14 protein-coding genes are annotated in these 19,642 nt (G+C 44.5%); 11 read left to right on the top strand and 3 right to left on the bottom strand.

Annotated elements, in window-relative coordinates:
* Nucleotides 1-34: 34 nt before the first annotated feature.
* Nucleotides 35-550 carry a thiol peroxidase gene (gene tpx / locus BR06_RS0105900; RefSeq protein ID WP_031481242.1) on the top strand — a complete coding sequence of 172 codons (516 nt, stop codon included), beginning with the start codon at nucleotides 35-37 and terminating at the stop codon, nucleotides 548-550.
* Nucleotides 551-646: 96 nt separating this feature from the next.
* Here the strand turns inward: tpx and nagA are convergent, their stop codons facing one another.
* Nucleotides 647-1,786, bottom strand: coding sequence for an N-acetylglucosamine-6-phosphate deacetylase (gene nagA / locus BR06_RS0105895; protein ID WP_031481240.1), 1,140 nt, complete (start codon nucleotides 1,784-1,786; stop codon nucleotides 647-649).
* A gap of 326 nt (nucleotides 1,787-2,112) precedes the next feature.
* Between nagA and nagE the strand changes: the two genes are divergently transcribed.
* The 5 genes from nagE (at nucleotide 2,113) to BR06_RS0105870 (ending at nucleotide 8,954) form a co-directional block, all read left to right on the top strand.
* Nucleotides 2,113-3,972 (top strand): N-acetylglucosamine-specific PTS transporter subunit IIBC, encoded by a 1,860-nt coding sequence (nagE, locus tag BR06_RS0105890; protein WP_031481238.1) that lies wholly within the window; start codon nucleotides 2,113-2,115, stop codon nucleotides 3,970-3,972.
* A gap of 8 nt (nucleotides 3,973-3,980) precedes the next feature.
* Complete coding sequence (locus BR06_RS0105885; protein WP_031481083.1) at nucleotides 3,981-4,238, top strand: HPr family phosphocarrier protein; 258 nt, start codon at nucleotides 3,981-3,983, stop codon at nucleotides 4,236-4,238.
* A 46-nt stretch (nucleotides 4,239-4,284) separates the two neighbouring features.
* Nucleotides 4,285-5,997 carry a phosphoenolpyruvate--protein phosphotransferase gene (gene ptsP / locus BR06_RS0105880; protein WP_031481081.1) on the top strand — a complete coding sequence of 571 codons (1,713 nt, stop codon included), beginning with the start codon at nucleotides 4,285-4,287 and terminating at the stop codon, nucleotides 5,995-5,997.
* Nucleotides 5,998-6,282: 285 nt separating this feature from the next.
* Entirely contained in the window at nucleotides 6,283-7,611 is a 1,329-nt protein-coding gene (locus tag BR06_RS0105875) for an ATP-binding protein (RefSeq protein WP_235727674.1), read from the top strand.
* Nucleotides 7,608-8,954 (top strand): sigma-54-dependent transcriptional regulator, encoded by a 1,347-nt coding sequence (locus tag BR06_RS0105870; protein ID WP_084154038.1) that lies wholly within the window; start codon nucleotides 7,608-7,610, stop codon nucleotides 8,952-8,954. Before BR06_RS0105875 ends, BR06_RS0105870 begins: the two co-directional genes overlap by 4 nt.
* On the opposite strand, the gene BR06_RS0105865 is transcribed toward BR06_RS0105870, so the two are convergent.
* A complete protein-coding gene (locus tag BR06_RS0105865; protein WP_031481075.1) occupies nucleotides 8,951-10,996 on the bottom strand; it encodes a S16 family serine protease in 2,046 nt (681 codons plus the stop codon). The two genes, BR06_RS0105870 and BR06_RS0105865, sit on opposite strands and share 4 nt — an antisense overlap.
* A gap of 495 nt (nucleotides 10,997-11,491) precedes the next feature.
* Here BR06_RS0105865 and BR06_RS0105860 point away from each other — a divergent pair, with 495 nt between their 5' ends.
* The 5 genes from BR06_RS0105860 (at nucleotide 11,492) to BR06_RS0105835 (ending at nucleotide 18,233) form a co-directional block, all read left to right on the top strand.
* A complete protein-coding gene (locus BR06_RS0105860; RefSeq protein WP_031481073.1) occupies nucleotides 11,492-12,100 on the top strand; it encodes a hypothetical protein in 609 nt (202 codons plus the stop codon).
* A gap of 42 nt (nucleotides 12,101-12,142) precedes the next feature.
* On the top strand, nucleotides 12,143-13,942 hold the full coding sequence (locus BR06_RS0105855) for an SLC13 family permease (RefSeq protein WP_031481071.1): 1,800 nt from the start codon (nucleotides 12,143-12,145) through the stop codon (nucleotides 13,940-13,942).
* A 154-nt stretch (nucleotides 13,943-14,096) separates the two neighbouring features.
* Nucleotides 14,097-15,719 (top strand): sodium/proton antiporter NhaB, encoded by a 1,623-nt coding sequence (nhaB, locus tag BR06_RS0105850; RefSeq protein WP_031481069.1) that lies wholly within the window; start codon nucleotides 14,097-14,099, stop codon nucleotides 15,717-15,719.
* Nucleotides 15,720-16,076: 357 nt separating this feature from the next.
* Nucleotides 16,077-17,561, top strand: coding sequence for a M81 family metallopeptidase (locus tag BR06_RS0105840; protein ID WP_031481067.1), 1,485 nt, complete (start codon nucleotides 16,077-16,079; stop codon nucleotides 17,559-17,561).
* Between the two features lie 426 nt (nucleotides 17,562-17,987).
* On the top strand, nucleotides 17,988-18,233 hold the full coding sequence (locus BR06_RS0105835) for a GlsB/YeaQ/YmgE family stress response membrane protein (RefSeq protein ID WP_031481065.1): 246 nt from the start codon (nucleotides 17,988-17,990) through the stop codon (nucleotides 18,231-18,233).
* A gap of 75 nt (nucleotides 18,234-18,308) precedes the next feature.
* Here the strand turns inward: BR06_RS0105835 and BR06_RS0105830 are convergent, their stop codons facing one another.
* Entirely contained in the window at nucleotides 18,309-19,382 is a 1,074-nt protein-coding gene (locus BR06_RS0105830) for a TRAP transporter substrate-binding protein (RefSeq protein WP_051676941.1), read from the bottom strand.
* Between the last annotated feature and the right edge of the window lie 260 nt (nucleotides 19,383-19,642).

Below are 19,642 nucleotides of genomic sequence, written 5' to 3'. Positions count from 1 at the left end.
CATGAAAATTAAAACACCAAATGGAGTATAAAGCATGAGTGAAAGAACTGGAGTAATAACATTTCTTGGAAATCCTCTGACCCTTATTGGGGCTGAGGTTAAAATTGGTGATGAAGCTGCAGATTTCAGCGTTACTGATAATGGTCTGACTCCTAAAACACTTGAAGATTACAAGGGTAAGGTTCTTATCCTGAGCGCAGTACCATCCTTGGACACTCCTGTGTGCGATATGGAAACCCGTAGATTTAATAATGAAGCTGCCAGCCTCGGCGATGATATTGCCATTCTGACTCTCAGCATGGATCTTCCTTTTGCTCAGGCCCGCTGGTGCGGAGCTGCTGGAGTTGAGGCTGTTACAACTCTTTCAGACCACAAAGAAGCATCCTTCGGTGAAGCTTACGGAGTTTTGATCAAAGAACTTCGTTTGTTGAGCAGAGCCGTTTTTGTTGTCGGCAAAGATGGCGTAGTTGAATATGTTCAGTACTTGAAAGAGATTACTGAAGAGCCAGATTATGATGCAGCTCTAGATGCAGCTAAGAAACTTGTTTAGATAGAAAGAAAACTCAATTACGAAAAGGCCCCTTACGAATAAACATCGTAAGGGGCCTTTTTTTGGGTCTTTGGCTCGGCAAAAAGTAAATTGCCACTAAAATTTATGCAGTCTTCCACTCTTTATGACCGAGCGTACTTTGAGGCTTTCATGATCCAGAATGACTAGGTCCGCGTGGTAGTACTGGGCTATCATTCCGTATTCCGAATCAATTCCTATAGCTCTGGCGGGGTAGAGTGAGGTCATTTTTAGTGCCTCGGCAAGCTCAATTTTTACGTGATTGACGCAGTTGCGTACAGCTTTGTCCATGGTTAGCATTGAGCCTCCGATGGTTCCGCTAGCTGTGGCGCATTTGCCGTCCTTCACATAAACAGTCTGATTACCGAGCACGAATTCTGTGATATCCGTTCTCACCGCTGAAGTTGCGTCGGTAACGCAGAACAGTTTGTTTTTTAGAATGTTTTTTGCCAGCTCAATATTGTCCCATGATACATGCACACCGTCGGCGATTATTCCGGTCCATGGTTTTTCAAGGTAAACGGCCCCAATAAGGCTTGGTTCTCGTCCTTGCAGTGGTTCCATGCAGTTGAAAAGGTGAGTTGCCATGCTCATTCCAGCCTTGAACATTTTACGGGCTAGCGAACAACTGGCTGCGCTGTGTCCTGCGGAAACTCTTACTCCGGCTTTTTCTAGCTGCTTAACATATCTCGGCTCTACCTTTTCCGGGGCTATGGTACATATTCTGGTTACTTCAGCCCCGTATTCAGCAATAAGGGAAATTATTTTGTCACTTGGCTCTCTTAACATGTCCGGATTGTGTATCCCCTTGCATTTATGGCTGATATAGGGGCCTTCTAGATGTAATCCGAGAACTGTTTCGCCATTCTTTTTTCGGTATTTCCGTACGACCTCTAAGGCCTTCACGATCTCTTTTTCCGGTCCGCTTACCAGAGTCGGCAGGAACGAAGTGCAGCCCGTAGGCAGAATAGCTTTGGTCATGATGTCCAGAGTCTCCTCTGAAATGTCATCATTGAAAAATAGTCCGCCACATCCGTTAAGTTGCAGATCAATGAAGCCAGGTGCGAGAACAGCCTTGTTTAGGTCAACGACCTCAGCCTGCTGTGGAATAGAATTTGTTTTTACCACATTCATTATGTGTTTTTTTTCAATTATGACCGCAGAATCTGTCAAAATTTCCAGTCCGGTGAAAATGGTGCAATTGGTTAGTGCGTACACTGGCGTTACCTATTTGTGGCCTTGAAGGTTTTTAGATGCTTGAAACTATGACTAATACTGTAAATTGTACAACCCTATGAACTCATTTTAGGCATTGCCATCGGAAGGATTAACTTAGATAACTAGGCAGAAATAATGTTGGCGATCGATGTGTCGTTCTGACCTATACGGCAAAATATAAGTTCTTTTTCTTGTTAAACTACTTTTCCTATTATACTGCTTTTGCTGCATATAACTAGAATTATCGTAGATTAGTCGGGGCGGCGGAATGCATGAATTTTTGGATCTTGTGTCCAGTAAAAGTGAAAATTGTTAGGAGAAGAGTTATGAATATTTTGGAAGGCTTGCAGAAGCTGGGTCGTTCATTGATGTTGCCCATCGCAGTTTTGCCGGTTGCAGCTTTGATGTTACGCTTAGGGGCCGGAGACCTGCTTGATATTCCATTTATTTTTAAAGCTGGGGATGCAATTTTCTCCAATCTTCCACTGATTTTCGCAATTGGTGTTGCCGTGGGACTTTCTAAAGACAATGCAGGAGCTTCCGCACTTGCCGGAGCTATAGGATATCTGGTGTTTACTGCGGCCCTCGGTAGTTTGAACGAGGATTTGGACATGGGGGTTTTGTCCGGTATTGTTATGGGGATGGTCGCCGGGACGCTATATAACCGCTTTTATCAAATCAAACTTGTTGAATGGCTTGCCTTTTTTGGAGGCCGAAGATTTGTGCCGATTGCAACCTCGGGCTGCGCTCTGGTTCTTGCCTATTTTTTCAATTTTGCATGGCCTCCTGTTCAAGCCGGAATTGACTTCGTCGCCAATTGGGTTATCGGGTCCGGCCCCATCGGGACATTTGTATACGGAACCATGAATAGACTGCTCATTCCTACTGGATTGCATCATATCATGAATAATATCGTGTGGTTCCAGTTTGGTGATTTCACCAATGCTGCTGGTCAGGTTGTACATGGTGATTTGCATAGATTCTTTGCAGGAGATCCTGATGCAGGCGGATTCATGGCCGGATTTTTCCCGATAATGATGTTCGGTCTTCCCGCCATTGCCCTTGCAATGTACAAAACAGCTAGAACTGAACATCGGGCGCAAGTGGCAGGGATACTATTTTCTGTTGCTTTCACTGCATTTCTCACCGGGGTTACAGAACCAATCGAATACTTGTTCATGTTTATTGCTCCGGTTCTCTACGTTTTCCATGCAGTGTTGACGGGCCTTTCTCTCGCCTTGTGTAGTTTGTTTGATATCAAGCTCGGATTCGGATTTTCAGCAGGAGCCATTGACTATGTGCTGAACTATGGACTCGCTAAGAACCCTCTGCTCGGTTTAGGGCTTGGAGCAATTTTCTTCTTTGTTTATTATTTCTTGTTTGTCTTCGCCATCAAGCTTTTCGATCTCAAGACTCCCGGTAGAGAGGACGATGCAGGCATCGCTCTTGTTGATATTTCGGACGAGGACACGTTAAACCTCGCCCAAGCTTGCGTTAGAGAACTGGGTGGCCTTTCCAATTTAATTTCCATTGACTCCTGCATCACCAGGCTTCGTCTTGAAGTTAATGACCCGTCTATCATTAATGATGATGGTCTTAAGCGTTGCGGTGCCAAAGGCGTTGTTCGTGTGGGTAAAAAGGGCGTTCAGGTTATTCTCGGAACGCAGGCAGAACTGGTAGCTATGGCCATGGGCGGTATGAAAAGAGAAGAATCCGACCTTCTGGAATCCCAATCCTTAACGTTATTTTCTCCTATCGAAGGTGAGATTCTTCCTATTGAAGATACTCCTGATCCGGTTTTTGCTGAAAAAACAGTGGGAGACGGTGTGTCTATCATTCCTAGCGGAGACACCATGTGTGCTCCTGCTGACGGGATAATAGGAAAGATTTTCAAGACTAATCATGCGTTCAGCATGCTCACCGATGATGGGATTGAGTTGTTTGTCCATTTTGGTGTGGATACCGTAAATCTCAAGGGAGAGGGATTCACTCGGCTGGCTGAGCAAGGCGCAACCGTTAAAAAGGGTGATCCAGTTATCCGTTTTGACTTGGCCCTTCTTACCGAGAAAGCTAAGTCCGTGATTACTCCCGTAGTCATAAGCAATATGGACGAGTTCGGTGAGATGACCAAAGTTAGTGGCAAGGTTGCTGCCGGCGATCCTATCCTGTTTATTAAGAAAAAATAGAGTGTAATATGACCAAAAATACAATCACAATTCAGGCCGAAGATGGTTTGCATGTCAGACCTGCGGCAGAGTTCGTCAAGATGGCTAAAGGGTTCGAATCTGATATTAAAGTAAGCGTGGACGGGAAGTCTGCCAGCGCCAAAAGTCTTTTTAAATTGCAATTACTGGAGCTTGTTAAGGGTGCGGATGTGTCCATTGATGCTACGGGCAGTGATGAGCAGGAAGCTGTTGCAACTCTTTCAAATTTTCTAGTGTCTTTGAAATAACGCCCTAAAGGCATATTCTGGATTTAGGATGCGGAGGTGCTTGCAAATGTTTAGTGGAATATCTGTCTCACCAGGGGTGGCTCTTGCGCAGGCCGTTGTGCTGAGCAATGAACCGGTCAGTTTTGACAGGTCTCCTGTCGCAGCTGAATTTATTGAAAGGGAAATTGATAAATTCAAGAATGCGATAGCTGAATCCGTGAAACAGTTAACCTTGATCGAAGCACAAGTGCGTAAAAAAATGGGTGATGATAAAGCCGCAATTTTTGAAGCCCACCTGATGTTGGTTGAGGACGAAGAATTGTCCGAAGCCGTGATTGAAAAGATTAAGGACCGATGTTTCACTGCTCCGGCAGCTGTTGAAGACGTTATAAGCGAGCATGTTTCGGCCATGGAAGAGTTGGATGACGAGTATCTTAAAGCCCGCGCCGTGGATATGCGCGACTTAGGGCAAAGGATCGTGCTCAATTGTCTGGGCATTGCTCCGCAAAGTCTTGAAATTTTTGACCGTGAAGTCATTATCGTGGCCGGGGAGCTTACACCGTCACAGACCGCGGTGCTGGATAGTTCCAAGGTCATGGGAATAATAACCGAGCGGGGCAGCCGAACTTCACATACTGCTATTATGGCGGCCTCTATGGAGATTCCCGCTATTGTGGGAGTCGAAGGGGCCACAAGCGCAATCTGTAATGGGGATATGATCGCTCTGGATGCTGAACATAATCATATTATTGTAAATCCCACTCCGTCCCAGCTTGAACATGTTGAATCTCAGCGTGAGCAATATATGCTCGAATGCAAGCAGTTTGAAGGGGGGCGTGACCTGCCCGCTCAGACTCGTGATGGAGTAAGGATCAAGCTTGCTGCCAATATTGGTTCGCCTGCAGACAGTGGACCAGCCTTAGGTAAAGGGGCCGAGGGAGTAGGATTATACAGGGTTGAGTTTCTGTTCATGGAAACAGCTGAACAGCCTGATGAAGAAATGCAATATCAGGCTTTTAAGTCTGTTGTAGAAGATATGAAGGGTATGCCTGTGGTCATCCGCACGCTGGATGTAGGCGGAGACAAGGACCTGCCTTATTTGGATCTTCCTAAAGAAGATAATCCTTTCCTTGGATGTCGTGGCATACGGCTGTGTTTTGAACGCCCTCGTCTGCTTTTACGTCAGTTGCGAGCTTTGCTCCGTGCTGGCGTGCACGGTGATGTCAGGATTCTCGTGCCCATGATTTCATCATTGGATGAGGTTCGCAGGTTCAAAGAATTTCTTGCCGAGGCCCAAAATTCCTTGGAGCATGAAGGTATTGCTCATGCCAAAGAACTGCCGCTAGGAGTAATGATCGAAACTCCGGCAGCTGTTTTTCTCGCTCCGCATCTTATTCACGAAACAGATTTTTTCAGTATAGGCACAAATGATCTGACTCAATATACTCTAGCTGTGGATCGTCAGAATGAGCGTATAGCTGATCTCTTTGAACAGCTTTCGCCAGCGGTTCTTCTTGGTATCAAACACACTGTTGATGCCGCTCGCGAGGAAGGAAAGCCTGTTTGCGTTTGTGGGCAGATGGCCGGGGATGTGAATTCCGCTCTGCTTTTAGTGGGGATGGGGGTGGAAGAACTCAGCATGAGTCCAGTGCATATTCCACGGGTGAAAAACGCAATAAGAAGACAGGACCTCGCCAGACTTCGCGAGATTGCAAAAGAAGTGTTGGGGCTTTCCACTGCTACTGAGGTTAAAATGAAATTGGATGAATATTGGGGCTGAGAAGAACATGTTTGTTGCCGATATTGCACAGTAAATGTGTTCGGTTTTTAGTTTTTATTATGTATTTCGCTGATGATTATTTCATGTCTGGCTCTGCTTCCGTTTGCCTTTTACCTGCACTAGTCGTATTTAGACTCAATTAACACTTGGAATCATATAAATTCAATCAGAGTAACGTTTGCAAAGAAGGTTATCCGCGTGCCCAAATTAAATATTCGTCAAAAAATTATTTTAGGAATTATTATTTTTTCCATCTGTTTTGGTTGCATAGGGATGTTGTCATACATGAATACCTTGCAACTAGAGCGAGAGGTTATGCTTGTTGAGCGAGTTGATGACCTCAGTAATCTTATTTTGGAAATCCGGAGAACAGAAAAAAACTTTTTGCTATACCACGATAATGCTCTGCTTGCTCAGGGGTTTGAATATCTTAATCAGACCGACAAGTTACTTTCTGCGTTAATGCAGGAGTTCATTAATAAAGAAATAAAGAAAACAGGTAAAAGTCTGAAAACCAATTTGGATCTCTATAGAAATTTATTACATAACCTTGAATTATCGGGGAAAAAGAATAACCTCTTTGCCGGAACTCAAAACAGTAATATTAGAGAAGTGGGTCAGGCTCTTGTGGAAGATTCCAAATCAATTTCCCGTTTCGAGAGAAAGAACATTCTTTCTATTAACCAGAAGTTGCGCTCAAACCTAACATTCTCCATGGTTGGGATCGCTGTAGTTATTTTCATTCTTGTGGTGTTTGTTTCTTCAAGCATCTTGAAGCCTCTCAGGCAAGTACAGGATGCGACAAAACGAATATCACTGGGAACTTTTAAGGCATTGCCGATCAAAAATTTTCATGATGAAATTCAGCAGGTATTTGCTGCGCTAAATTCTATGGTTGAACAATTGAAAAAGAGGCGTCGCCAGTTGGTGCAGGCTCAGAAGTTGTCATCAATAGGAACTCTTGCTTCCGGCATAGCCCACCAGTTAAACAATCCTCTTAATAATATCTCAACATCCTGTCAGATTTTGATGGAAGGAACAAAAGGGAAGGATGTTCTTTCCGATAAAATGATGGATAATATTATGCAGGAGACACTCCGCTCGCGTGATATTGTGAAAGGGCTTCTCGAGTTTTCCCGCGAACGTGAGTATTCTCCGGGGCCAATCGAACTGGATGAGATTGTACAATCAGCAATAAGCCTTGTTTCAAGTCAGGTTCCATCAAATATTTCTCTTACAAAGGGCATCTCGGAACATATTGTTGTTCGAGTTGACCGGCGCAAGATGCAGGAGGCATTTATCAATCTGCTTATCAACGCTATTCAGGCTATTGAGCCGAAGCAAGGCTCTATACGTATTGCCGCTTCTACCAAAGATGATAATGCAATTATTACTGTGTCCGACACAGGTGAAGGCATGACTCCGGACACGCTGGAAAGAATTTTTGATCCGTTCTTTTCGACAAAAGAAGTCGGGCAAGGCACCGGGCTGGGACTATATATTGTTTATGGAATTATTGAAAAGCACCAAGGTCATATCCGGACCGAAAGCCGCGAGGGCAAAGGAACAACTTTTTATATAACCATCCCTCTGGTTGAAGGTATGAAAGCATGATGAGCGACATTAAAATCCTTATTGTTGATGATGAGGAAATCGCAAGAGATAATCTTACCCATGTTCTAAATAAGGAAGGGTACACTACTGTTGCGGTCGGTTCTGGATCAGAAGCCTTGCAGCAGTTCGAAAAAGCTGAATTTGAGTTAGTGCTTACTGACCTCATGCTTCCGGGCATGAACGGAATTGAGCTGCTTGAGCATATTAAAGAGAAGGAGCCTTCAACACAGGTCATAGTTATTACCGGCCATGCAGCTGTGACTACGGCTGTGTCTGCAATGCAACATGGAGCTCACTCATATATTGCAAAGCCGTTCAATCTCGATGAATTACGTGCACAGATTCGTAAGGCTCTGGAGTGCAGGGCGTTATCGGTGGAAGTTCTGCGCCTCAGGCAGGTGCTGGCACAAGGTAAGCAGGATTTTCCTTTGGTTGGGCAAGGTGATGAAATTCTTAAATTGAAAAGTACCATCAAACAGCTTGCAAATATGAATTGCAATGTTCTTATTCAAGGAGAAACCGGTACTGGTAAGGAGCTTATCGCCCGTGGCATTCATATGCTCAGCCCTCGTTCAGAGGAAAGATTCATGGCGATAAACTGTGGGACTTTTACTGCAGAGTTAATGGATAAAGAATTATTCGGCCATGAACGAGAAGCCTTTACAGGAGCTCAGCGCGGACAGAAAGGTATACTTGAGGTTGCCAACGGTGGGACGGTATTTTTTGATGAAATGAGTGAACTTCCACTTAACATGCAGGTGAAACTTTTGCGGGTCCTTCAAGAACGCACTTTTTTGCGCGTGGGAGGAACTCAGGAGATCCCGATTGATATCAGGGTTCTCGCGGCTACCAACTGTGACCTGAAAAAGAATGTGGAAAAGGGTACTTTTCGACAGGATCTTTTTTATCGGTTAAATGTAGTAACTCTTTCGTCTCCGCCTTTGCGGGAACATCGGGAAGATATTCCTGTGTTGATAGGGCACTTTCTTGAAAAACACAGGACTCCGGTTCAGGCCATTAATACTATTTCTCAAGAAACGTTAGACACTTTAATGAATTATCCATTTCCGGGTAACGTTCGAGAACTGGAAAATATTGCTCAAAGAGCCTTGGCTCTCTCCAAGGGGACCGTGTTCACCCCGGACCTGCTACCGAGGGAGATACGCGATATCCCTCATGATAATCCTTTACAGACGTTGGAGGAGGTTGAATCCCACCATATAGAAAAGGTTTTGCTTGCTACAGACGGAAATAAGACACAGGCAGCCAAAATTCTCGGGATAGATAGAGTCTCCCTATGGCGTAAAATGAAGCGTCTCGGTCTGGAAAAGGAGAAAAGTTAAAGAAGGGCCAGTTCTACGGCTTCTTCTAATCTGCTTACAAGATGGATTTCGATTCCTTCTAGTACCTCCGGCTCTATTCTCTGGAGGGCATACGAACATTTACTAGGTAAAACTACGGTACGAATTCCAGACCTTGAGGCGGCCATGATTTTCTCGCGAACTCCGCCGACTGGTAGCACATCTCCATGTAGTGATATTTCTCCTGTGAAAGCCATATTCTGCAATACAGGGCGTCCAGTCAGCTGAGACAGGATGGCAATAACAATGGTAACTCCAGCGGAAGGCCCTTCTTTTGTCACGGATCCGGCGGGAATATGTACATGAATATCCGAAGATTCAAAAAAGTCAGGTGACAAGTCAAATTTTTCAGCGTTGGCACGAATGAAACTCAAAGCCGTCTGAGCAGATTCTTGAAGAACATCTCCAAGAGATCCAGTTAGAATTAGATTTTTATTACCATACATCTTTGCTACTTCCACAAAGATTATTTCTCCTCCATTCTCAGACCAGACGAGCCCTGTTGCCAGTCCGACTTTAGGATCCTCGCTGGCAGAGGTTGTGAAATGCGGGGGAGGCCCCATGATTTCCGCAAGCTGCTCTTGCTCGACCACGAATGTGTTATTCCCATCCGTTTTTGCTATAATTTTTCTCGCCAGCTTGCGACAAAGTGATGCAATCTGTTTTTCCAGCCCGCGCAATCCAGGTTCACGGGTGTAATCCATAATGAGATGTTTTACAGCCTTGGGCTGCACTGTAATTTCCTTTATTCCAAGGCCGTGCTGAAGCAGTTGCTCAGGAATGAGGTAGTTGGTCGCTATTTTAGATTTTTCACTAAGTGTATAGCTCGAAAATTCGATCATTTCCATTCTGTCTCGTAGCGGCGCCGGTATACGGTCAATGATGTTTGCAGTGGCGATGAACAGAACTCCTGAAAGGTCAAACGGCAATCCCAGATACTGGTCTACAAACTCTGAATTTTGCTTAGGATCAAGAATTTCAAGCAGTACAGAAGTTGCATCGCCTTGGAAATTCTGAATAATCTTGTCCATCTCATCCAGCATAATAACCGGATTGCGCACTCCTGATTTTTGAATTTCCTGCAAAAGCCTTCCTGCCATGGCTCCTACATAAGTGCGGCGGTGTCCGCGCAATTCAGCTTCATCCCGTAGTCCTGCAAGGGACATACATATAAACTTACGTCCCATTGACTCTGCGATAGCCTTCCCTATTGAAGTTTTACCTGTTCCGGGAGGACCGCTGAAGCAGAGTACAGGTCCTCGCAATCCTTGAATTCGTTGATTTTTACCTAACAAGTCCTGCACATGCTCACGAAGGCGGGTCAGGTTCACCGGTTTACCCAGATATTGGTCAGCTCCTTTTTTCATGGCTGCTACAGCTGTTTTCACTGTTGCATACCCCGTGAGCATTATCACACCTGTATCAGGCCAGCGGCTTCGCACCTCTTCAAGAAGCTCAAGGCCGTCCATAACATCCATCTTAAGATCGGTTATCACAATATCCGCAGGCTCATCTTCCATGGCCTCCACAGCCTCCTGTCCGTTGGCAACAGTTCTTACTGTGAATCCCTCGTGTTCAAAAATGATGGATAGATTTTCTCTGGCGATGATTTCATCGTCAGCAATAATTAAGCTTGGATTGATCCTGCTACGAAGATTCTTTACAGCAAGAAATTCAAGAATTCTTTCTTTTACGTTATTTAAACCGTAGTGCCGAGCATCAAGCACTTCTTTCGCGCGCTCAAGGTCAAGGTCGTCCTTAGTGGTATTATTCCACGGTAAAGAGAGTATAAAATCAAGATAGTTATGCCCGATAGCGAATTCAGGAGACGAACTGTCCAACTTAAGCAGTCTTTCGCATTCATCATGAGTTGTATTTATTATGTGGTCGGGAAGTTCGGCCGAATTGACGCGCTCGACCAGCTCTTGCGCTCCGTTTTTCTGCTGAGGTAAATTACTTTCATCTGGAGTTTTCACTTCCGGATTCAGTTTCTCGTCATTTTTTTTATTGAACCACCTTAGCATATGCACATCCTTCTCACTGAAAATCATTATAGAAATATTACGTCACGCCATTCGAGATAAGACAGTTATTATCATCAATGACTTACGTTGTTAATGTTGCATTGTGAAACAACACCCCTTCAGCTCGCAGTTTTAAACGCAAAAAAAGTATCTGAAAACATTGTGAGGAAAGGCACAACCTAGCATCAGCCCTGTTTATGCGGGGTATAACGATCCTGATTAAAAAATTAAGAAACCATTAGAATCTCTTAGATTGTAATGATCCGATCGAAGATGTTGCAAAATGAAACATGCATTAACCCCCTGTTTTACGTAGATTGGGCATTACTCACGATATTTTGGATAATCAGAGTTGCATAACGCAACATCTCAAACTGAGCTAAAGTTGCGTCCTTTATATATATTCATACATTACGATAGTTTGGGGGTGTTATTTTGGTTGGCATGCTTATTGATCTTAAGGAGCGTGAGAAGAAACAAAAACGAGGAGGTTCCATGGCTACCGTTCAGTACATTATTGGCTTCTTTGATCGACATTATGCAACAAAGGCCAAAAATCAGTGCAATACCTGTAGCGTAGGCAAATGGGCCATTAATCGGGACCAGTTATTAGCTGGCCAAAACGAAAGGGGGCTTTTCTTGAAATCATTGTTAAACCGTTTTCGGCTCAAGAGCCAGAAGGCACCGACTTCCCAAAAAGAAAATGATGAACTTGTTAAGAATCTTTCAGAAACAACAACTGCCGGTGGAAAAATTCTTGTTGTCAGCAAAGGCGCGGCTTTCTCTGGAAGTGTCGTCAGCTATGCAATAGGCATGGCAGCCAAGACTCAAAGCAGTCTGGTTGCGCTGAACCTCGATGAACATGGTTCAGATTTCAACAATTTCCGCGATAAATCTGAAGAGAATATCGCTGATTTTTCCGGCCAAGCTAAAGAGGCCGGTCTATTGTTCGCACACCTTATTAAAAGCGGCAAAGAAGATGCTGTTGTCGCAGAACTTCATTGTGAAGATTGCGACTACCGTTATGTCATGGAAGATGTCGCAGATAGAAAAACAAATACGGCTATCCCTGTATATACACGAGCGATGCTGCGGGTAAAATAGGCCTGCAAACCAGCATTACGCTTTAAGCTTAAAAGGTAAATTATGACTCCAGAGATTATTCTAGTAATGGCAGTTCTTGCTTTCGCAATACTGCTCTTCATCTTCGAATGGGTCCGTGTGGATGTAGTCGGTATCATTATGATGGTACTTCTTCCTTTGCTCGGATTGGTTACGCCTAAACAGGCAATCAGTGGTTTAAGCAGTAATGCTGTCGTATCAATTATAGCCGTTATTATCATCGGGGCCGGACTGGACAAGACCGGTGTTATGAACTCAATGGCCCGAGTTATCCTCAAGTTTGCCGGTAAAAGTGAAACTCGAATCATGACTTTGATTGCCGGTACCGTGGCGATCATTTCAGGGTTCATGCAGAATATCGGGGCTGCGGCCCTGTTTCTCCCTGCAGCAAAACGCATCGGCAATCAGACCGGGGTTCCGGTTGGAAGATTGCTGATGCCCATGGGGTTCTGTGCAATTATCGGTGGCTGTCTGACACTGGTCGGATCAAGTCCTCTGATTTTGTTGAACGATTTGATGATTGTTGGTGGGAAACAGTACGAACCCTTCGGGATGTTCGGTGTTACCCCTATAGGAATTGCGCTGCTTGTGGCAGCTCTTATATACTTTATGCTTTTTGGAAGATTTATTCTTCCTAGTAAGGATGTCGCTGAATTCTCCGGTCCTATGTCGGAGCTTTTGAATGATACATACGGCGGTATCGGCTCTTTGTTTGAGGTCCATGTTCCAGAGACATGGGAAAGTGATGAGGATCTACAGAACCTCGCACTTCGGCCCATTTATTTTTCAACAGTGGTTGCCATTGCAAGAGATCATGGCAAACAACACAAAATTGCTCCTGATGCTTCTGAAGTCATCAGACCTGGTGACCATTTGGCTATAGTCGGTCACCGTGAGTTTGTGCAGCATATGGCTGACAACTTTGGGTGGGAACTGCAGGAAGAGCTTAGCTCTTTTGCAGAAGAGCTTTCTCCTAATAATGCCGGAATAATGGAGGGTATTGTAACTCCTCGGTCGGAACTTGTCGGGCAGACTCTTTCCGAAATCCGTTTACGCAACCGCTTTCAGGTTTCACCGCTTGCAATCTTTCGTGGTGAAAAACTCTTTATCAGTGGTTTAAGTGATCTCCAGATTGAGTCTGGAGATGCTTTCCTTCTCCATGGTCGCTGGGAGATGTTCCATCTGCTTAAAGACAGACCTGATTTTGTTTTCACAGAAGAAGTAAAGGGAGAAATACTACGCACTGATAAGGCTAAATTTGCCTTGTTGTGGCTAGGTGTATCTCTGTTCTTGATTCTGGCACTGCACATTCAGCTTTCCATTGCCTTACTCGCAGGAGCTTTAGGCATGATTCTGACTAAGGTTCTAAGCATTGATGAAGCATACCAGTCAGTTGACTGGATGACTGTCTTCCTTCTTGGAGGGCTGATCCCGCTTGGAATGGCATTTGAAAACACTGGAGCCGCGCAATATATTGCAGCAACTATCATGTCTGCTCTCGGCCATCCTTCAACGGTGGTATTGCTGACGGTAATTGGTATATTGACCTCATTCTTTACTTTGGTTGCATCAAACGTTGGAGCAACTGTACTACTGGTTCCGTTAGCCATGAATATGGCTTTGAATGCAGGCGTAGATCCTCGCATTGCGGCACTGACAGTAGCTGTTGCGGCATCCAATACATTCGTGTTGCCAACTCATCAGGTTAACGCACTCATTATGCGTCCCGGTGGTTATAAAACGATCGACTACGTCCGGGCAGGGACAGGTATGACCGTACTCTATATGGGAGTAATGATCTTTACCTTGATGGTTTTATATTAACTCAAAGAACCAAGAGCCGGGGAATTTTCCCCGGCTCATATGATTTTTTCCAAACATAATAAGACGGGTGCAGGGAACGTTGTCGGATGGTTATTATACAATCCGATAGTGCGAATCTGCTACCGTCATTTTTTAATTTTATAAGGAGAAACTGATGCAGCCATCATTTGTGCAATCACTCGGTAGCAACTTCCTAGGCAATGCTCCTAAGTGGTATAAAATGGTCATTGTCGCTTTTTTAATTTTAAATCCATGCCTTATGTTTGCACTTGGAGCCACTGTCGCTGGTTGGGCATTAATTGCTGAATTTATTTTCGCTCTGGCAATGGCTTTGAAGTGTTACCCCCTTCCGGCAGGTGGTCTTCTCGCATTTGAAGCTGTAATTATAGGTCTGACTTCTCCAGAAACAGTTTATCATGAAGCTCTTAAAAACTTTGAAGTAATTCTGCTGCTTATCTTTATGGTAGCAGGTATTTATTTCATGAAAGATTTTTTGCAATTCACGTTCACGCGTATTCTTGTTCGAGTTCAGTCTAAAATATTAATTTCTCTGCTGTTTTGTCTGGCGGGAGCATTTTTGTCCGCATTTTTAGATGCGCTGACTGTAACGGCTGTTATGATTGCTGTCGGTTACAGTTTTTATAATGTTTACCACCGATTTGCGTCTGGTAAGAGCATGCAATGTGATCATGATCTATGTTGTGATAAGGTTGTTGTCGAAAAAAATCGTGAAGATCTTAAAGAATTTAGAGGCTTTCTGCGCAACTTAATGATGCATGGTGCGGTAGGGACCGCACTTGGCGGAGTATGCACTCTGGTGGGTGAACCTCAAAACTTGCTCATAGCCAGCGAAATGGGCTGGCATTTTGCAGACTTTTTTCTAAGAATGGTGCCTGTGACAATGCCGGTTCTTGCTGTGGGACTATTGACCTGCGTTGCGGTCGAGCAATTTCATCTTTTTGGATATGGTTCAACACTACCGGGGAACATTCGTTCCCACTTGCTGGAAACTGCCATAGAAATGGAAGAAAACCAGGGCCAGAAAGGCAAAACGAAACTGGTAGTTCAAGCTTTGACCGGGGTATGGTTGATTGCGGCTCTTGCTTTCCATTTGGCAGCAGTTGGGATTGTTGGTCTGTCAGTGATTATTATACTTACATCTATGAACGGTATTGTGGAAGAACACCAACTCGGTAAAGCATTTGAAGAAGCATTGCCATTTACCGCTCTTTTAGTCGTCTTTTTCTCCATTGTCGCAGTGATTCATGATCAAGGTCTATTTCATCCCATCATTGAATTTGTTCTCAGTCTTAAGGGACAGACACAGCTTGTAGCTTACTACATTGCCAACGGTTTGCTTTCTGCAATATCAGACAATGTTTTTGTCGCAACAGTTTACATCTCTGAAACCAAATTGCATTTCATCAACTTACTCGGAACCTTGCCTGGCATAGGTATCAGTGGACAGGCTTTGATGGCAAAACTGACTGATCCTCATTTGCTTCGTGCTGATGTTGTCGCTGGTATGCCTCAGGCTACAGCGACTAAGATTATTGATATTATGCATAATTTTGACAAGTTGGCAGTGGCAATCAACACCGGAACCAATATCCCAAGTGTTGCCACTCCGAATGGTCAGGCCGCTTTCCTTTTCCTTCTAACATCGGCCCTTGCTCCGGTTATAAGATTATCTTACGGCCGGATGGTAGTGCTTGCATTACCCTACACAATCACGATGTCTATAACGGGCCTACTTGCTGTTAATTACTTATTGTAGTTAATAGCCGCCGCTTGAAACGCGGCATTCCCGATCTCCTGTCAGGGCTGCCCCCCTCGGGAGATCGGGGACAGAATTATAGTGTGTAATTAGGCGTAACTTTTTCTGTAATCGTGCTTTCTTTTCATAAGTCTGCATACAAAACTCCAAACGAAATATACCGCAAGTAAGACTATTACCCCTCCCCTGTGAAAATCGACTTTGTTCGCCAGAATGGTAAAGAAAGTAATTGCAATATTCTATAAGACATATCATGAACCGAGCAGTTTCTTGATGCATGGCGAGAAACATTTTAAAAGCCCGGCAAGTCGCATTTGGTGATGAGCGCGAGGCAATTTTTTATGCAAGGATTTGCTGATGTCTTTCAATGTAATGACTGCCGAAATGTCTCACGAAACCAATTCCTTTAGCCGCCACAGAACAGGCAGGCGTGCTTTCATGGCGCGCTATGTACTAATGGGCGACGCTGCTATTGCCGAGAGGGGAGCAGAAAACACGTCGTTGGCTGGGTTTCTTGATGTTGGACGAGAGCACGATTGGCAGATAACTCATGTCCTCAGTGCCGCTGCTGGGCCAAGCGGGAAAATTAGGCGCAAGGCATTTGATTGGCTATGCGAACCAATTCTTTGCAGTATCGAGAACCATCAATATGACGGACTGCTTCTTGGCCTACATGGGGCGATGGGGTTAGATTTTTGTGATGATGGTGAAGGTGAACTGTTGCGCCGTATCCGCAGTTTGGTGGGCACTAAAATGCCGATTGCCATCACTCTTGATCCACATGCAAATGTGGGTAAGCAGATATGCGGGTTGGCTGACATCATTGTGTCATACAAAACTTATCCGCACATCGATATGCGGGATATTGGCAAGCAAGCTGGCGAGATTTTACAGCGGACTATGGCTGGCGAAATCAATCCACGGACAGTCCGCGCCAGTCGGCCCATGCTCGAAGAAATTAATGGTGGCCGAACAGATATCGGCCCGATGATTGAACGCATTGCTGCCGCACGTAAATATGAGGAGCAACCGGATGTTTTTGCCGTAAGTGTCAATGGAGGATTTGCCAGTGCTGATGTCAGGGATGTTGGCCCAACTGTGCTTGTCACCGGACAAGGGGATTTCGCGGCGCACACTGCATTCTCCGAAACCATTGCGGATGATATCTGGAACAAGCGTTTTGACGTTCTCAACGATTATCTAGACGTGACAGAGGCTGCCGCAATTGCCGCGTCTTACGAACCAGACAACGGGCCATTGATCATTGCAGACTATGCGGATAATCCCGGGGCCGGTGGCTATGGCGATTCAACTGATCTATTGCGAGCACTGCTGAGAGCGGGGGTAGCCAATGGGTGTTTTGCTCCCATAGTGGATGGAGAGGCGGTGCAGACGTTACAGGAAGCGGTTGTTGGTGAATCTGTTCAGATTGCGATTGGTGGCAAGACCGATCCTGATTTTGGTGGAGGTCCACTTGTTGTCGATGCCGAACTTCTTTTTCTGAGCGAAGGACACTTTATTGGCGATGGCCCCATGCTTCATGGGCTTCACGGTAGCTTCGGACCAAGTGCCGTTATCCGTGTTGGCGGCATCGAAATATTAGTGGTTACCATTCCCGGACAAATACTAGATTTACAGCAGTTTAAAGCCTTTAATATCGACCCACTATGCAAAGAGGTTGTGGCGCTGAAGTCTATGCAACATTTTCGAGCAGCGTTTGAACCTATTGCGGGACAAATAATTATCTGTGACAGCGGCGCACTTTGCACCCCGCGATATGACCGTCTTCCCTATCGTAATGTGCCAAGACCTATTTTTCCGCTCGATCAGTTTGAAATTTGATTTTACGCGAAATTAAAAGTCTTTAATTATACTTAGCATAGTCATTAACCAGCAAATGAATGGGTGCTTCATCTTCTTCCACTTCGGGGAAACCCGTCCACGCTTACATCAAGCGGATTGTCAGGCATGGCTTCGTTTTCATATGTCTCCATATATAAGAAAATTAGCCATTAATTGTCCTGTCTAATTCAAAAGTACCATTTGATATACGATAGGCAACTCTGCGCTGTCGGAGACCAGTTCAATAACTGCGGCGGTTCCAAAAAGTTTATTTGATAGATGCTAGGCCGAAGCAAGTATGGCTTGATTTTATGGATTTTGGAAGAGCGCTGAACGTTGTGCTACATTATTTTATTAGTTTTGCTTGTTCTAAAAAGCCGTGCTAAATTGGAGTGGTCTGAAACCTTAAATCTTTAGGGGTCTGCAATGCATGGATTAATTTGGTTTATATTGATTGGGTTGGTTGCCGGTTGGTTGGCTGGATTGCTTATGAAAGGCGGAGGTTTCGGTCTTATAGGTGATATTGTTGTAGGTGTTATCGGGGCTGTGATTGGTGGATTCGTCTTTGGTTTTCTTGGCGTCGGAACTCATGGATTTATCGGACAAGTATTCGTAGCTACAGTCGGTGCAGTGATTCTGATTTTTCTCTTACGGCTGATTAAGCGGATCTGATCGTTGGTTTACGACAAAAAAAAGGGTTACTCTTGATTTGAGAGTAACCCTTTTTTTTGCGTATTGATTAGTCTTTTACTTATCGAGCTCCATTGAAGTCTTGATGTAATTGAACTCAGATATTGCAGTCCATGCGCGGGCTTTCTTCATGTAGCTGCGCTGTGATTTCAGCACTTTTTTGAAGAATGCGTTTTCAGCCGCGTAGCTGTCGTAAAGCTCGTTTGCCGCTTTACTCATAGCTTGAAGAACTGGTTTAGGGAATTCTTTAACTTTAATGTTAGGGTAATCAGTTTTCATCTTGTCCCAAGCTTCAATGCTCATTGCGTAGTTGTCGATGAACATGTCCATGGAACACGCTTTCATGGCTGTTTTAAGGATAGCTTTGTATTCAGCTGAAAGCTTTTCGTATTCTTTTTTATTGATGATATACTGAAGCTCGGATGCTGGCTCATGCCAGCCTGTGTAGTAGTATGGTGCGATCTTGTGGAAACCCATTTTGATGTCCATAGAAGGAGCAACCCATTCAAGAGCATCAATGGTTCCACGGTCAAGAGATGTGTAAAGTTCGCCGGAAGGGATATTGGTTACGTTCACACCTAGTTTTGCAAAAACTTCGCCTGCAAGTCCAGGAATACGCATTTTGAGACCTTTAAGGTCCTTGAGGGATTTGATTTCTTTTTTGAACCAGCCGCCCATCTGAACGCCTGTGTTACCACCGGGAAAGCTAAGTACATTATACTTATCAAACGCTTCCTGCATAAGCTCCATGCCGCCGCCGTAATATAGCCAAGCGTACTGCTCATCCACATTCATGCCAAAAGGCACTGTGCAGAAAAATACGGTTCCGATGTCTTTCCCTTTCCAGTAGTATGATGCGCTGTGGCCCATGTCATACTGGCCACCTTTAACCATGTCGAGGATGCCAAGCGGAGCTTTATGCTTTTCAGAACCTTCAACGCGGATAATAAAGTTACCGCCGCTCATCTCGCGGACCATTTTGGATAACTGAATTGGAGCTGTAGAAAGTGGGGTAAGGGTTGTAGACCATGTCATGGCCAGCTTCCATTTAATTTTCTTAGCTGCGAATGCCGGTGTTGCTAGCAGGGTTAGCAAAACAAAAAACGTAAAGACTTTAATTGTAGATTTCACTTTCAAGCTCCTTGTATGGAAGGCTGTGTGTTCCTTCTTTTGGCAAAATAATATGATTCTATTTGTAGTTTTAGGAGGCAATAGACAAGGTTGTCTCTGATAATAACTACAAAGTGCTCTGTTTTATTGCATTCAATCCGGTCCTTTTCAAGTCTTAAAAGATCAATGTCGGTATGAGGGCGGTTGTTAGCATAAGGATATTTTTTTTTACGACAGTTTGTTGCTGCGTAAAGAGTTTGTATGTATTTTATAAGTATCCT

The sequence above is a fragment of the Maridesulfovibrio frigidus DSM 17176 genome, from assembly GCF_000711735.1.
Classification (GTDB): Bacteria; Desulfobacterota; Desulfovibrionia; order Desulfovibrionales; family Desulfovibrionaceae; genus Maridesulfovibrio; species Maridesulfovibrio frigidus.
The sequence above is the reverse complement of the archived record's forward strand: the minus strand, read 5'-3'. Positions and strand labels throughout refer to the sequence as shown.

What these genes read in the sequence shown, in the direction of transcription:
- BR06_RS0105855 (WP_031481071.1), top strand. Translation starts at nt 12,143, where the DNA reads ATGACTCCAGAGATTATTCTAGTAATGGCAGTTCTTGCTTTCGCAATA.
- BR06_RS0105885 (WP_031481083.1), top strand. Translation starts at nt 3,981, where the DNA reads ATGACCAAAAATACAATCACAATTCAGGCCGAAGATGGTTTGCATGTC.
- nagE (WP_031481238.1), top strand. Translation starts at nt 2,113, where the DNA reads ATGAATATTTTGGAAGGCTTGCAGAAGCTGGGTCGTTCATTGATGTTG.
- BR06_RS0105865 (WP_031481075.1), bottom strand. Translation starts at nt 10,996, where the DNA reads ATGCTAAGGTGGTTCAATAAAAAAAATGACGAGAAACTGAATCCGGAA.
- BR06_RS0105875 (WP_235727674.1), top strand. Translation starts at nt 6,283, where the DNA reads ATGAATACCTTGCAACTAGAGCGAGAGGTTATGCTTGTTGAGCGAGTT.
- BR06_RS0105840 (WP_031481067.1), top strand. Translation starts at nt 16,077, where the DNA reads ATGTCTTTCAATGTAATGACTGCCGAAATGTCTCACGAAACCAATTCC.
- ptsP (WP_031481081.1), top strand. Translation starts at nt 4,285, where the DNA reads ATGTTTAGTGGAATATCTGTCTCACCAGGGGTGGCTCTTGCGCAGGCC.
- BR06_RS0105835 (WP_031481065.1), top strand. Translation starts at nt 17,988, where the DNA reads ATGCATGGATTAATTTGGTTTATATTGATTGGGTTGGTTGCCGGTTGG.
- BR06_RS0105870 (WP_084154038.1), top strand. Translation starts at nt 7,608, where the DNA reads ATGATGAGCGACATTAAAATCCTTATTGTTGATGATGAGGAAATCGCA.
- tpx (WP_031481242.1), top strand. Translation starts at nt 35, where the DNA reads ATGAGTGAAAGAACTGGAGTAATAACATTTCTTGGAAATCCTCTGACC.
- BR06_RS0105860 (WP_031481073.1), top strand. Translation starts at nt 11,492, where the DNA reads ATGGCTACCGTTCAGTACATTATTGGCTTCTTTGATCGACATTATGCA.
- nhaB (WP_031481069.1), top strand. Translation starts at nt 14,097, where the DNA reads ATGCAGCCATCATTTGTGCAATCACTCGGTAGCAACTTCCTAGGCAAT.